This window comes from Spirosoma koreense (genome assembly GCF_054777875.1).
In genome coordinates this window covers 368,667-382,086 of the sequence record NZ_BAAHAC010000002.1, presented here as the reverse complement: position 1 = coordinate 382,086, position 13,420 = coordinate 368,667, and the positions used below count along the sequence as shown (strand labels likewise).

Annotated in this window: 10 protein-coding genes and 1 tRNA gene; 7 read left to right on the top strand and 4 right to left on the bottom strand. The window is 51.5% G+C overall.

Features of this window, described 5'->3' with window-relative positions; genetic code table 11:
- Window positions 1-166: 166 nt before the first annotated feature.
- Window positions 167-544: a hypothetical protein gene (locus tag ACYVC2_RS02250; protein ID WP_461100650.1), complete on the top strand. Its 378-nt coding sequence runs from the start codon at window positions 167-169 to the stop codon at window positions 542-544.
- A 140-nt stretch (window positions 545-684) separates the two neighbouring features.
- Here ACYVC2_RS02250 and ACYVC2_RS02245 read toward each other — a convergent pair.
- Both ACYVC2_RS02245 and fabD read right to left on the bottom strand, forming a co-directional pair.
- Window positions 685-755, bottom strand: a tRNA-Gln gene (locus ACYVC2_RS02245).
- A 121-nt stretch (window positions 756-876) separates the two neighbouring features.
- Complete coding sequence (gene fabD / locus ACYVC2_RS02240) at window positions 877-1,752, bottom strand: ACP S-malonyltransferase (RefSeq protein ID WP_461100649.1); 876 nt, start codon at window positions 1,750-1,752, stop codon at window positions 877-879.
- A gap of 370 nt (window positions 1,753-2,122) precedes the next feature.
- Here fabD and ACYVC2_RS02235 point away from each other — a divergent pair, with 370 nt between their 5' ends.
- The 5 genes from ACYVC2_RS02235 (at window position 2,123) to ACYVC2_RS02215 (ending at window position 10,323) form a co-directional block, all read left to right on the top strand.
- On the top strand, window positions 2,123-2,818 hold the full coding sequence (locus ACYVC2_RS02235) for a succinate dehydrogenase cytochrome b subunit (RefSeq protein WP_461100648.1): 696 nt from the start codon (window positions 2,123-2,125) through the stop codon (window positions 2,816-2,818).
- 93 nt (window positions 2,819-2,911) lie between these two features.
- Window positions 2,912-4,849: a fumarate reductase/succinate dehydrogenase flavoprotein subunit gene (locus tag ACYVC2_RS02230; RefSeq protein ID WP_461100647.1), complete on the top strand. Its 1,938-nt coding sequence runs from the start codon at window positions 2,912-2,914 to the stop codon at window positions 4,847-4,849.
- A gap of 78 nt (window positions 4,850-4,927) precedes the next feature.
- Window positions 4,928-5,686, top strand: coding sequence for a succinate dehydrogenase/fumarate reductase iron-sulfur subunit (locus tag ACYVC2_RS02225; RefSeq protein ID WP_461100646.1), 759 nt, complete (start codon window positions 4,928-4,930; stop codon window positions 5,684-5,686).
- Window positions 5,687-5,877: 191 nt separating this feature from the next.
- The gene (locus ACYVC2_RS02220) at window positions 5,878-9,354 is read left to right on the top strand and encodes a ThuA domain-containing protein (RefSeq protein WP_461100645.1); all 3,477 of its coding nucleotides are present in this window, start codon (window positions 5,878-5,880) and stop codon (window positions 9,352-9,354) included.
- A 90-nt stretch (window positions 9,355-9,444) separates the two neighbouring features.
- Complete coding sequence (locus ACYVC2_RS02215; RefSeq protein ID WP_461100884.1) at window positions 9,445-10,323, top strand: SMP-30/gluconolactonase/LRE family protein; 879 nt, start codon at window positions 9,445-9,447, stop codon at window positions 10,321-10,323.
- 79 nt (window positions 10,324-10,402) lie between these two features.
- Here the strand turns inward: ACYVC2_RS02215 and prfA are convergent, their stop codons facing one another.
- On the bottom strand, window positions 10,403-11,476 hold the full coding sequence (gene prfA, locus ACYVC2_RS02210) for a peptide chain release factor 1 (protein WP_461100644.1): 1,074 nt from the start codon (window positions 11,474-11,476) through the stop codon (window positions 10,403-10,405).
- Between the two features lie 199 nt (window positions 11,477-11,675).
- On the opposite strand from prfA, the gene ACYVC2_RS02205 reads away from it, so the two are divergent.
- Entirely contained in the window at window positions 11,676-12,257 is a 582-nt protein-coding gene (locus ACYVC2_RS02205; protein ID WP_461100643.1) for a hypothetical protein, read from the top strand.
- Window positions 12,258-12,323: 66 nt separating this feature from the next.
- Here ACYVC2_RS02205 and mnmH read toward each other — a convergent pair whose 3' ends face one another.
- Entirely contained in the window at window positions 12,324-13,373 is a 1,050-nt protein-coding gene (mnmH, locus tag ACYVC2_RS02200; protein ID WP_461100642.1) for a tRNA 2-selenouridine(34) synthase MnmH, read from the bottom strand.
- Between the last annotated feature and the right edge of the window lie 47 nt (window positions 13,374-13,420).

Genomic DNA, 13,420 nt, shown 5'->3' with positions numbered 1-13,420 from the left:
TTTTTTGTCCGCAATTGAACAACACTTGTCCAGTTGCGGACAACTTTATGAATTGGCACTAGAGTTAAGTTATTGATAATCAGTTGTTGATTTCGTTGGCACGGGCTTTGGATTAAGGTGATCAACTCAGTAAACAACTCATACAAACCACTAAACACATACGACCATGTTACCATTGATGACCAAAGTTGCCGCTTCTCTGTTGTTAAGTGCTTCGACCATTATCAACCCAACCACCCCTAACAAAGCCCTGTCTTTCGATGCCAGCGCTTACGTGACGATCAACCACCAGATTCGCGTAGCCGTCCAGAAAAAAGCGAATGTGCCGGTTACGGTTTTATTGCGAGATAAAGACAAACACGTATTGTACCAGCAGCACCTGAACCGGAAAGAAGAGAAACACGCCATGATGTTCAATGTAGATGCACTGGCCGACGGAGAATACGAACTGGAAGTGAAATCCAGTGAAGGCAGCATCCGCAAACAACTGAATCTGTCTACGCAGCCCGTTCAGCAGACCAGCCGCATCGTAGCGATGCAGTAACAACCGACTGAATGAAACGCCAAACGCCCGGCAATTGCCGGGCGTTTGGCGTTTTACAAACCCACCCGATCACGGCTAAGCTTGTACCGTTGGACAAAAACAGAAAAGCCGCTCAACGGAAGTTAAGCGGCTTTTCTGAGTAGCCCGAGAAGGATTCGAACCTCCACAAACAGAACCAAAATCTGTCGTACTACCCTTATACTATCGGGCTGTTTTGCATTTGCGAGTGCAAAGATAGCGGTCAGTGTGGGTTAAAAGCAAATACTGACCCGAAAAAAATGGCTTTTTCGCTTCCAGAATTGCCTATGTGCTGATTTTCAGAGGTATCTTGGCTACAGGCTGGTGGCTGGCGTGGCAGAACTGATCTTTTTAATCAATCCCTGCAGCACTTTACCGGGTCCGCATTCCAGAAACTCCGTAGCACCGTCGGCCACCATCCGCTCGACCGACTGAGTCCAGCGAACAGGCGAGGTCAACTGGGCAATCAGATTTGCTTTGATTCGGTCTGGGTCGGTATTGGCCTGGGCATCGACGTTCTGATATACCGGGCACCGGGGTGCGTTGAAGGGCATTCGTTCGACGGCTTCGGCAAATTCAGTCTGGGCAGGCTCCATAAATGTCGAATGAAACGCTCCGCTCACGGCCAGGGGCACCACGCGCTTAGCGCCTGCGGCTTTCAACCGTTCTTCAGCCAGTTGAATACCCGCCACGCTTCCCGAAATAACCACCTGACCAGGGCAGTTGTAGTTTGCTGGTACCACAACTTCCTCGGTAATCTGTGCGCAAACGTTTTCGATGACCTCGTCGGCCAGACCCAGGACGGCGGCCATCGTCGAAGGAACCAGTTCGCAGGCTCGCTGCATGGCCGTCGCTCTGACCGAGGCTAACCGTAAGCCATCGGCAAACGAAAGCACTCCCGCTGCGGTCAGGGCAGCCAGCTCACCGAGCGAATGCCCGGCTACCATGTCGGGAGCAAACGAATCGGTGGTCAAAGCCAGCACAACACCGTGTAGAAAGACAGCAGGCTGGGTATAGATGGTTTGTTTCAGATCGTCGTCGGAGCCTTCGAACATAACGGTGGTCAGGCTATAGCCCAATACCTCATTAGCCTGATCGAACAAGTGGCGGGCCGCGTCGGAATTTTGGTAGAGATCTTGTCCCATACCCCGAAATTGCGAGCCTTGCCCCGGAAAAACGTATGCTTTCATGCGAAGTGCCTATTGGTGAATAAAAACGGCGAATGAGTGCAAAATAGCGGGATAATTACGGTTGAACAAAACAGAATTGAAGACACCGGCAAGAAAGGGCTTAGCGTCGGTAGTTGGCTAAAGCTTACATCCGTTAGCCGATACTCGTCGATTTTTCGTCGGAAGAGCCAGTAAATCATAAACTATTGGCTTAAACGCCTGGTTAGCAAACCGGCTGGACAACTAATTTATACCGACTGTAAATAAGTTATAAAACTGCGGATAAAGGCGCTTAATCTTGTTTCCATCGGGTTTGTGCTTTAGCTTTGATGCGCCATTCAAACCGGCTTTTTTTCAATAGTTTACTTCTAAAATTCGTGTCGTTCATCCTATGGCTTGGGTAACACAAACACTATCCAGCTCCCTTGGTCGCAAGGTTATTATGTCACTGACGGGACTGTTTTTATGTTCATTTCTAATTGTTCACGCGGCTGGAAATCTCCAGCTTTTCAAAGGCGATGGCGGACGGGCTTTCAACGAGTATACGTACTTTATGACCCACAATCCGCTCATCATGACTGTCTCCTACCTGCTCTACACGTCCATCCTGGTGCATGCGCTGATGGCCATCGTACTAACCCGTCATAACCAGGCTTCCCGCCCGGTTAAGTATGCCTACAACAAACCCGAAGCCAACAGTTCGTGGTCTTCGCGAAATATGGGTATTCTGGGGACCGTTCTGCTGGTATTTATTGTTATCCACATGCGTACGTTCTGGTTCGAAATGCACTTCGGTTCGGTCCCCATGGCCGAATACGATGGCAAAGAGTACAAGGACTTGTATGCGGTAGTAAAGGCAGCTTTTGGCGAATTGTGGTACGTTACGTTGTATGTTATCTGCATGGTGGCGGTAGGCTATCACTTATGGCATGGCTTTCAGAGCGGTTTCCAGACGCTGGGCATCCGGCATAGAAAATATACACCGGTTATCGAAGCGCTGGGTAAGTATTTCTTTGCCGTTATCATTCCGCTGGCTTTTGCTGTTATGCCGATTTACGTGTATTTACAGGTTCATCATATAATTTAATGAATGGGTCAATGAGTCGGATTATTGACGTGACAGGGAAGTCGTCACCGTTAATTCGAGCATTCACGCATTCGATTAGTCAACACTGGACGAATGAAACTGGAATCTAAAATCCCCGAAGGGCCGCTAGCCGAAAAATGGTCACGGCATAAGTTTGGGTTGAAACTGGTCAACCCAGCTAACAAGCGCAAATACGATATTATTGTAGTGGGCACGGGCCTGGCTGGCGCATCAGCGGCAGCCTCGCTGGCCGAGCTGGGCTACAACGTCAAAGCCTTCTGTTATCAGGATAGCCCCCGCCGGGCGCACTCCATCGCTGCGCAGGGGGGGATCAATGCCGCGAAGAATTATCAGAATGACGGCGATAGTGTTTTCCGTTTGTTCTATGACACCATTAAGGGGGGCGATTACCGCGCTCGCGAAGGCAACGTTTACCGGCTGGCCGAAGTGAGTGTGAACATCATCGACCAGTGCGTGGCGCAGGGGGTTCCGTTTGCGCGGGAATACGGCGGTACGCTCGCTAACCGTTCCTTCGGGGGCGCACAGGTATCGCGTACGTTCTACGCACGCGGCCAAACGGGTCAGCAACTGCTGTTGGGTGCTTATTCGGCGCTGAGCCGTCAGGTGGCCAACGGTAAGGTCAAGCTGTATACCCGTACCGAAATGCTCGACCTCGTTGTCGAAGGCGGTAAAGCGAGAGGCATCGTAGTGCGTAACCTGGTAACGGGTAAAATCGAATCGCACTCGGGGCACGCTGTTCTGCTTTGTTCCGGAGGGTACGGCAACGTATTCTACTTATCGACCAATGCTATGGGCTGTAATGTTACAGCTGCCTGGCGTGCGCACAAAAAAGGGGCTCTTTTCGGAAATCCATGCTATACGCAGATTCACCCAACTTGTATTCCTGTGTCGGGTCATTACCAGTCGAAGCTGACTCTAATGTCGGAGTCGTTGCGGAACGATGGCCGGGTATGGGTGCCCAAGACTAAGGAAGATGCCGAAAAAATTCGGAAAGGCCAGCTGAAACCCAGCGATTTGCCGGAAGATCGGCGGGATTATTTCCTCGAACGGCGGTATCCATCGTTCGGTAACCTGGTGCCACGTGACGTCGCGTCGCGGAACGCCAAAAACATGTGCGATGAAGGCCGGGGTGTTGCTAAAACCGGTCTGGCGGTTTACCTGGACTTCGCCGATGCCATCAAGCGTGATGGACTGAAAACCATCGAAGCAAAGTACGGTAACCTGTTCGAGATGTATCAGCAGATCACCGGCGAAAACCCGTATGAAACCCCGATGATGATTTATCCTGCCGTGCACTATACCATGGGCGGCTTGTGGGTCGATTACAACCTAATGACCACCGTTCCGGGTTTGTATGCGTTGGGCGAAGCTAACTTCTCCGATCACGGCGCCAACCGCCTGGGCGCTTCGGCACTGATGCAGGGGCTGGCGGATGGTTACTTTGTCATTCCATACACCGTTGGCGATTACCTGGCAACCATCGGTCCGGCCGACAAGATACCGGTCGACGCGCCGGCTTTCAAAGAAGCGGAGCAAAAGGTTCAGGCGCAGATCCAGCGGTTTTTATCGATCAAGGGTGAGCGGCCCGTCGATGAGCTTCATAAGGAACTGGGGCATATCATGTGGGAGTACTGCGGTATGTCGCGTACGGCGGAAGGACTACAGATCGCCAAGAAAAAGATTCAGGATCTGCGCAAAGAGTTCTGGACGAACGCCAGAGTACTGGGCGGAGCCGAAGAAACCAACCAGGCTCTGGAACAAGCCTGGCGTATTGCCGACTTCATGGAACTCGGCGAACTGATGGTCGACGATGCCCTGCACCGGAATGAATCCTGCGGTGGTCACTTCCGCGAGGAATACCAGACGCCCGACGGCGAAGCCCTGCGCGACGATGCTAACTTCACCTACGTAGCCGCCTGGGAATATCAGGGCGAAAACCAGCCGGAAATTCTGAATAAAGAACCATTGGAGTTCGAAAATGTGAAACTGACACAGCGGAGCTATAAATAACAGTAGTCAACGTCATGAGTCGGCCGTGGTCGAAAAACGGCCCGATCGGCTCACGACAATCGACTCGCGACTACAATTATGAAGATTACACTGAAAGTCTGGAGACAGAAAAATAGCAATACAGAAGGAAAACTGGTCGAATATCAGCTGGATAATGTATCGGAAGATATGTCGTTTCTGGAGATGTTCGATGTGCTGAACGATTCGCTGACCCGAAAAGGGGAGGAGCCCGTAGCGTTCGACCACGACTGCCGCGAAGGAATTTGTGGTACCTGTTCAATGTATATCAATGGCCGGCCGCATGGTCCACAAACCGGTGCCACGACCTGTCAGCTGCACATGCGTTCGTTCAACGATGGCGACACGATTGTGGTTGAACCCTGGCGGGCCCGCGCTTTCCCGATAATCAAAGACCTCATGGTCGATCGGGCCGCTTTCGATCGGATTATTCAGGCTGGCGGTTATATATCGGTCAACACCGGTTCGGCACCCGACGCTAACGAAATTCTGATTCCCCGCAGTGTGGCCGACGAGGCTATGGATGCGGCTGCCTGCATCGCCTGTGGTGCCTGTGTAGCGGCCTGCAAAAATGCATCGGCTATGCTATTCGTATCGGCCAAAGTATCGCAACTGGCTATTTTACCGCAGGGTAAGTCGGAGCATAAAGAGCGGGCTGAGCGCATGGTAGCCCAGATGGATTCTGAAGGTTTTGGAGCCTGTTCGTTTACCGGCGCTTGTTCGGTCGAGTGCCCGAAATCGATTTCGCTGGATCACATTGCACGGCTGAATCGGGAATACCTCGGTGCTAAACTAAGCTCAGAAAACGTTCAGGGATAAGCTCCTGTATCAGAAAAAGCCCGGCCAGAAATGGTCGGGCTTTTTCGTTTATAAACAAGCAGCTTAGGTGCCGGATTTAAAAACGGGCGTCTGGTTAATAAAGTAAATTATACGATAGGAATAAACCGGTAAAAGATAGGCTAAACAGGCTTTCTGTAGTAAGCGTATTTATTCGGCCCTGACCCTGAATCATGTCTTTTACTCGTAAACTTTGTTGCCTGATCCTGCTCGGCGCTACGGTGCTGCTTTATTCGGAGATGACGGTCCGGAAGCCGGCCGATCCGCCCCGCGTGCTGATCTTCTCGAAGACAAAAGGTTGGAAACATACCTCTATTCCGTTCGGCATTGCGGCTATTCAGAAGCTGGGCAACGAAAACGGTTTTCTGGTCGATACCACGAAAAACGCAGCCCTGTTTACCGACGATAACCTGAAACAGTACGCAGCCGTTGTCTTCAACAGCACAACCGGTAACGTACTCAATGGCGAGCAACAGGCCGCTTTCGAGCGGTATATTCAGGCAGGCGGTGGGTATATGGGTATTCACGCTGCTGCCGATACGGAATATGACTGGCCGTGGTACGCCAAGCTGATGGGAGCCCATTTTTCCAGTCATCCGCACAACCCAAACGTGCGCAAAGCGACCGTCGAGGTGAGTGATAAAACCCACCTGTCTACCAGTATGCTGCCCGACCGCTGGGACCGAACCGACGAGTGGTATAACTACCGGTCCTTTTATTCAGGCATCAAAGTCCTGGCCGACCTGGACGAAAGCTCTTACGACGGAGGGACCAACGGCGCAAATCACCACATTAGCTGGTATCACGAATTCGACGGTGGTCGGGCTTTTTATACCGGTGGCGGACATACCGACGAAAGTTTTAGTGAACCGCTGTTCGTGGCCCATATCTTAGGCGGAATCAAGTACGTCATTGGCGAAAATAAGCCACTGGATTACCGAAAAGCGTATTCGAAAGTAACGCCGGAGCAGAACCGCTTCGTAAAAACAGTACTGGTCAATGACCTGAACGCGCCGATGGAGGTCGCTGCTGCTGCCGACGGGCGGATCTTCTTTACGGAAATGTCAGGTAATTTATCCGTGTACGATACTCGTACGAGCAAATACGCGCTCGTGCACAAATTTCCGATTACGAACATGGGCGGAACGGGCCTGATCGGGGTGACGCTCGACCCGAATTTTGCAAAGAACCAGTACGTATACCTGTATTATGCGCCCGGTGGCTTGACGGAAGAAACGCTGGGTTTTCAATTATCCCGCTTCAAGCTGAGCCCGGCTAACGTGCTGGATGTATCATCGGAAAAGATTTTGCTGAAAGTGCCGGTTCAGAAAAACAGCGGCTCTCACCATGGTGGGTCGCTGGCCTGGGATAAGGCGGGGAACCTGTATTTATCGACGGGCGACGGGTCCAGCCCCTTTCCGTCGGATGGCTACGCGCCTATCGACGAGCGGCCCGGCAAGGAATATTATAGCCTCGATGCTCAACGGTCGGCAGCCAACACCGATGATTTGAAAGGGAAAATACTACGCATTCATCCGGAACCCAATGGCACCTACACCATTCCGGATGGCAATCTTTTCCCAAAGGGAACCGACCCGTCGGACCGCGCCAAGACGCGCCCTGAGATTTATGTGATGGGTTGCCGGAATCCGTACCGCATTGCCGTGAATCCGAAAACGTCGGTGGTCTACTGGGGCGAAATTGGGCCGGATGCTGGCAAAGAGGGGATTCAGGGGCCACGCGGTTACGACGAATTCAACCAGGCTCGTAAAGCGGGCAATTTTGGCTGGCCGTATTTTGTGGGCAACAACTATGCCTATCCGAAATGGGATTTCGCGACCAAGACCGCTGGCCCTAAATTCGAAGTGGCTGCACCGATCAATAATTCACCGAATAATACCGGGCTCAACCAGCTTCCTCCGGCAACTCCAGCCATGATCTGGTATCCGTATGCGGCATCGGACGAGTTTCCGGAATTGGGCCTGGGCGGCCGTAGCGCAATGGCGGGCGAATTTTATACCTTTAACAAGAGCGCTACCTCGCCCAATAAATTTCCGGATTATTACGACGGCGCGTTGTTCGTTTTCGACTGGATGCGCAATTGGGTGATCGCCCTGCGATTCGACGAAAAAGAAAACTATGTTCGCAACGAGCCGTTTATGGCGGGTAACGGCGACTTCCGGCGGCCCATCGACCTGACATTCGGACCGGATGGCGTTATGTACATGCTTGAATACGGTTCTGTATATGGGGCGGATAATGAAGATGCCCGACTCGTCAAAATCGAATATAATACGGGCAACCGGGCACCTCTCGTTCAGGCCAGCGTGGTCGATTCGGCAGCTCAGGCTTATGTAGACAAAACCGTGTTTCTGACCTCGGAACGCCGGAAATTGCCTATTCTTCGTGAGGCTGATGGGCAGGCTCCCCTACGGGTTATGTTCAGTAGTCAGGGGACAAAAGATCTCGACGACGATGACCAAATAACCTACCAATGGTTTTTTGATGGCAAAACAGCTGGCGCTACGACGCCCAACGCTACCTACACCTATACAAAACCGGGCGTATATAAAGCTATCCTGAGCGTGACGGATCGGGCAGGAGCCGTTAGTCGGGATACGCTTCTGGTGAAAGTCGGCAATACAAAACCGAACGTCGCCATTACCAGCGCTGGCAATAAGTCGTTTTACTGGGCAAATAAACCCTTTACGTATACGGTAAAGGTCAACGACAAAGAAGATGCGAACGTCGACCCGAAGCAGCTTAAGGTAATGTATGCCTACAATCCGCAGCCGAACATGATCGAAAACACGGCTCCCAACGCGAAAACACCCGCACTGGCTAAGATCGAAACCAATTCGCTCGGGAAAACTCTGGTTGCAGGCAGCGATTGCAAAGCCTGTCACACGATCGATAAAGTTTCGGTTGGCCCATCGTTTTTGGCCGTTGCGCAGAAGTACAAAAGCCAGACCGGTTCAGTAGAGCAACTGGCCACGAAAATCATCAATGGTGGGGGCGGAAACTGGGGCAAAGAACATGTCATGAGCGCGCACCCGCAACTGGCCGCTCAAGATGCCCAGGAAATGGTTCGCTACATTTTCTCGCTGACCGATAAGCCACGCGATCCCGTGGCCTTACCAGCACAGGGCCGTCTGCCGATGATTGACCACGCCGAAAGTGACCTGCGCGGCCAATACACCTTATTGGCTTCCTACACGGATAAAGGCGGTAAACAAGTCGGGCCTCTCACCGGAACCGACGCCGTTACCCTGCGCAATGCGAAGGTGATGGCTATTTATACCGACGCACAAATGGGTTTCGCCCGGTTTGGAAATAACCTGTCGCCTGGGGCACATAAATCATACATCCTGCTGAAAAACGTTGATTTGACGGGGATCAGGCAATTTACCTACGAATACGGCTCAGCTGACCAGACTGGCGAGATCGAGGTACGTATCGACTCGCAGGCGGGCTCAATTGTCAGTACAGCGACTTATCAGCCAACCGGTTCCTGGGATAAGCTGGCTACCTTGACCGGCACATTAGCCAAACCCGTTTCGGGCAAACACGATGTTTATTTCTTTGCCGTCAAAAAGACGAAACCAAACGATAAAATTCTTAAGCTGAACAGCATCCAGTTCGACGAGTAAAAAATAATCATCCTTTTTTTTGATGCATTTAAGAAATTACCAATGAGTACATTTAAGAAACCGATAAGTGCTTTTGCCGTGCTAGTAGTAATGGCAGGACCCGTGTTTAGTCAGCAGACCAGTTCGCCGGGCAGCCTCGATTCCATTACGGTCGTGGCGCCCGGCGCTACGCTCAAACAGATTTCCAGTCAGTTTACCTTTACGGAAGGACCAGCCGTCAACAAAAAAGGCGATATCTATTTTACTGATCAGCCCAACGATAAAATCTGGAAGTACGACACCGACGGCAAATTGTCTCTCTTTATGGACAAAGCTGGCCGGTCTAACGGACTCTATTTCGATAAACAGGGCAATATCATCTCCTGCGCCGACGAAAAAGATGAGTTGTGGGCGATTAGTCCGGATAAGAAAGTGACGGTATTGATGACCGACTTTAAAGGGCAGCGCATGAACGGTCCGAACGATTTATGGATCGATCCGAAAGGAGGTATCTATATGACCGATCCGTATTATCAGCGTGATTATTGGGAGCGTAAAAAGCCGGACATCGACGGACAGAAAGTGTATTATCTGCCCAAAGGAAAGAAAGAAGCGATTCTGGTCGACGGTGACCTGAAACAGCCGAACGGAATTGTCGGAACACCCGATGGCAAATTTCTATATGTTGCTGATATTCGCGACAATAAAACGTATAAGTACCAGATCAGCCCGGATGGAACGCTGACTAACCGGCAGCTTTTCCTGTCGCAGGGCTCCGATGGTATGACCCTGGACAGTCAGGGGAACCTCTATATCTCGGGAAAAGGCGTTACGGTCTACGATCCGAGCGGTAAAAAACTGGGCAACATTCCGGTGCCGTCGCGCTGGGTCGGCAACGTCTGCTTTGGTGGAAAAGACCGCAAAACATTATTCATTACCGCATCGGAGTCGGTTTATACCCTGCCCATGCGGGTTAAGGGAGTGGAATAAAATGAATAATGGATAATGTACAATGAATAATTTGCATCAGTCGTGGCATTATTCATTGTACATTATCCATTATTCATTTCTACGCCGTGGCTCCTTCTTTGAGTCGTTCAGCATTTTCGGTAATGCGGAGCTGTTCGATAAACTCGCCGATATCGCCATCCATGACCGCGGGTAGGTTATAGACCGTCAGGCCAATCCGGTGATCGGTTACGCGGCTTTGTGGATAATTGTACGTCCGGATTTTGTCGGATCGGTCGCCACTGCCCACCATTGTTTTACGCTGCGAGGCAATGGCATCGTTATGCTTCTGCAACTCGATTTCGTAAAGCCGCGAACGCAGAACGGTGAGGGCTTTGTCAAAGTTTTTTAACTGCGACCGTTCGTCCTGACACTGAACTACCAGGCCCGTCGGAAGGTGGGTAAGCCGAACCGCAGAATACGTGGTATTGACCGACTGGCCACCCGCGCCCGACGAGCAGAACGTGTCTTTGCGGATGTCGTTCATGTTTAGTTCAACGTCCACCTCTTCGGCTTCGGGGAGTACCGCCACGCTGGCGGCCGAGGTATGGATGCGTCCCTGGGTTTCAGTGGCCGGTACGCGCTGCACGCGGTGTACACCCGACTCGAACTTCAGTTTGCCGTACACGTCTTCGCCTTCAATTTCGGTCACAATCTCTTTGTAGCCGCCCGACGTTCCTTCGGTGTAATCGACCAGGGACATGCGCCAGCCCATTTTCTCGCAGAAACGCTGGTACATCCGGAACAGGTCGCCCGCGAAAATAGCTGCTTCATCGCCCCCGGTACCACCCCGAATTTCGAGAATGACGTTTTTGCTGTCGTTGGGATCTTTCGGCATCAGCATTTCCTTAAGCAATTCTTCCTGCGCTTCCCGGCGAGGCAGTAGCTCATCCAGTTCTGCTTTGGCTAACTCCCGGAAATCTTCGTCCTTCTCGGTCGCAACGATCTGCTTGGCGTTCTCAATTTCCTGAATCAGTTGCGTGTAGGCCTGATACTGGGTGTCGATCTTTTCTAAATCTTTATATTCTTTGCTCAGCTTCATGAACCGTTTCTGGTCGGAAACGACCTCGGGCTGCACAATTTGCTGGGCTACTTCGTTGAAGCGTTCGCGAATGGCCTCTAACTGGTCGAGCATGGTATATACTGTTAGTTTGCCTTCCGGCTGCGGCAGGTAGCCGATGCGCAGATGGGCAAGCGGGAATAGACAACTGATGAATAAACAAATTTACGAAAATCTGCTGAGTCGGTCTTTATTAATGCTGTGTGCAACCAACCGGTTTGTCAGCGCGTTTTCTTAGTAAATGACGAAACGTAATCCTATTAAGTTCCTGTTTATGGTCCGCTCTTATGTTCTTTCCGCCTTCTTAATCAGCTTTTTAGCGGCCTGCAATCCCGAGCGGGTGCATTATACGAATGAGTTGAAGGAAGAGATGGCTGATTCGAAAATCAAACGGATTAAGGATGCCGATTTAATTGAAACCATCGATAACCTGGGTGCAAAAGTCAGTGCAACTCTGCAGAAAGAACTTGCTGCCCAGCTTCAGAAGACGACCGACCCGGCCGAACGGGCGAAACTGTGTCAACTGAAAAACCTGCCCCGTACTAAAGCTATTGCCGAGCGCTACAAGCTCGACATTCGCCTGCTGGGTGCGGCCGATATACAGAACCGATCCTTACCCGCTAAAGAGCGTGAGATTCTGGATGCTTATCTGTATAGCGCCAGGCAAAAACAGACCTCAATTGCTAACATTCAGAAAATTAGCGATACGTCGTTCGTCTACAATGCAGCCGTTCCGGCAGATAACCCCATTTGTGAGGCCTGTTTTGGAAAGCAGGAAGTGCCCTACGCCGTCTGGCATCTGGGGTTTCGGAAGCGTGAGGTGATCCGGCGCATGAGTGCCTCAACGAAAAAATAAATACCTGTAGAAGCCTATTGATCAGTAGGCTTCCTATTTCGAAAGTCAATTTTTATATTGACTTATCTATCGAAAGACGGAGTTGGCAACCTGACTATCAGCCCAGCTAATTAGCTTTGTCGCTGTTTCGCTTGAGCTATCTCCTTGAACGTCAATTGAATGGATGTTCTCTTCAGGGCGTTGCGAAAGTCCGTGCAGATAAGCTTTGTCGTAATACGCTAACGTGAGATCAACTACGGTTGCGTAGTCCTGACGGTCGAGTGCCTCAAGGGCGTCTTTAGTGACTTTACCACCGAGCCGCTTGCGGATACGCTCAGTGGCTTCGACAAGCAAGGCGTGATCGATTCCAGCATACTCGGCAACAAGCCGGCTTATACGCAGCGGTTTGGGTAGCTCGATCACCGCAATGGGCGCGGTGCGCATCTGCTGCCAGAGCGGCATGGGAACGAAACATGAGCCGATACTACGACTTTCGTCTTCGAGCCAGATTCGGCGTGCAGGATCAAGCTGACGCCATTGGCCGAAAAGCAGGTTTTCAAACTGCTCCGTCGTAGGTTGCGGGCGTTGGCCAATAGCGCCATAGGATGACCCCTTATGGTTCGCCAGGGCTTCGAGGTCGATCACCTGTTCGCCCTGACGAGCCAGTTCTTTCAGGATATCGGTTTTCCCGCTTCCGGTTTTTCCGCCAAGGACAAGGAGTTGCCGGGGTTCGGCAAAAGCCGCCAGAACAGTATTTCGGTACGCTTTATACCCGCCAACGAGCGTCGATGCGGACAAACCGGCGGTGTCGAGCAGCCAGGCAAATGAACCGCTTCGCATGCCGCCCCGCCAGCAATGGACCAACACTTCCTTCCCGTCTGGATTCAGTTTTCTCGACTGCTTAACGAAATCGGCCAGTTTCGGACCTACCAGGTTAAGACCCAGCAGGACGGCGGCATCTTTTCCGGCCTGTTTGTATTTCGTACCCACCTGAGCCCGCTCGGCATTGTCGAACAGGGGAATATTGACCGCTCCGGGGATATGGGCGTGCGTATACTCTCCCGGCGACCGAACGTCGATAACCGGTAGCGTATGCGCTTTTTCCAGAAAAGTATCGACAGCAAGTGGATGGACCATTATCTGAACCAGGATTTAGTTGATTAAACTGACTGACTATGATCTAT

Coding starts and splice junctions, on each gene's coding strand:
- ACYVC2_RS02250 (WP_461100650.1), top strand. CDS start 167: ATGTTACCATTGATGACCAAAGTTGCCGCTTCTCTGTTGTTAAGTGCT.
- ACYVC2_RS02205 (WP_461100643.1), top strand. CDS start 11,676: ATGGTCCGCTCTTATGTTCTTTCCGCCTTCTTAATCAGCTTTTTAGCG.
- mnmH (WP_461100642.1), bottom strand. CDS start 13,373: ATGGTCCATCCACTTGCTGTCGATACTTTTCTGGAAAAAGCGCATACG.
- ACYVC2_RS02235 (WP_461100648.1), top strand. CDS start 2,123: ATGGCTTGGGTAACACAAACACTATCCAGCTCCCTTGGTCGCAAGGTT.
- ACYVC2_RS02225 (WP_461100646.1), top strand. CDS start 4,928: ATGAAGATTACACTGAAAGTCTGGAGACAGAAAAATAGCAATACAGAA.
- ACYVC2_RS02215 (WP_461100884.1), top strand. CDS start 9,445: ATGGCAGGACCCGTGTTTAGTCAGCAGACCAGTTCGCCGGGCAGCCTC.
- ACYVC2_RS02220 (WP_461100645.1), top strand. CDS start 5,878: ATGTCTTTTACTCGTAAACTTTGTTGCCTGATCCTGCTCGGCGCTACG.
- ACYVC2_RS02230 (WP_461100647.1), top strand. CDS start 2,912: ATGAAACTGGAATCTAAAATCCCCGAAGGGCCGCTAGCCGAAAAATGG.
- fabD (WP_461100649.1), bottom strand. CDS start 1,752: ATGAAAGCATACGTTTTTCCGGGGCAAGGCTCGCAATTTCGGGGTATG.
- prfA (WP_461100644.1), bottom strand. CDS start 11,476: ATGCTCGACCAGTTAGAGGCCATTCGCGAACGCTTCAACGAAGTAGCC.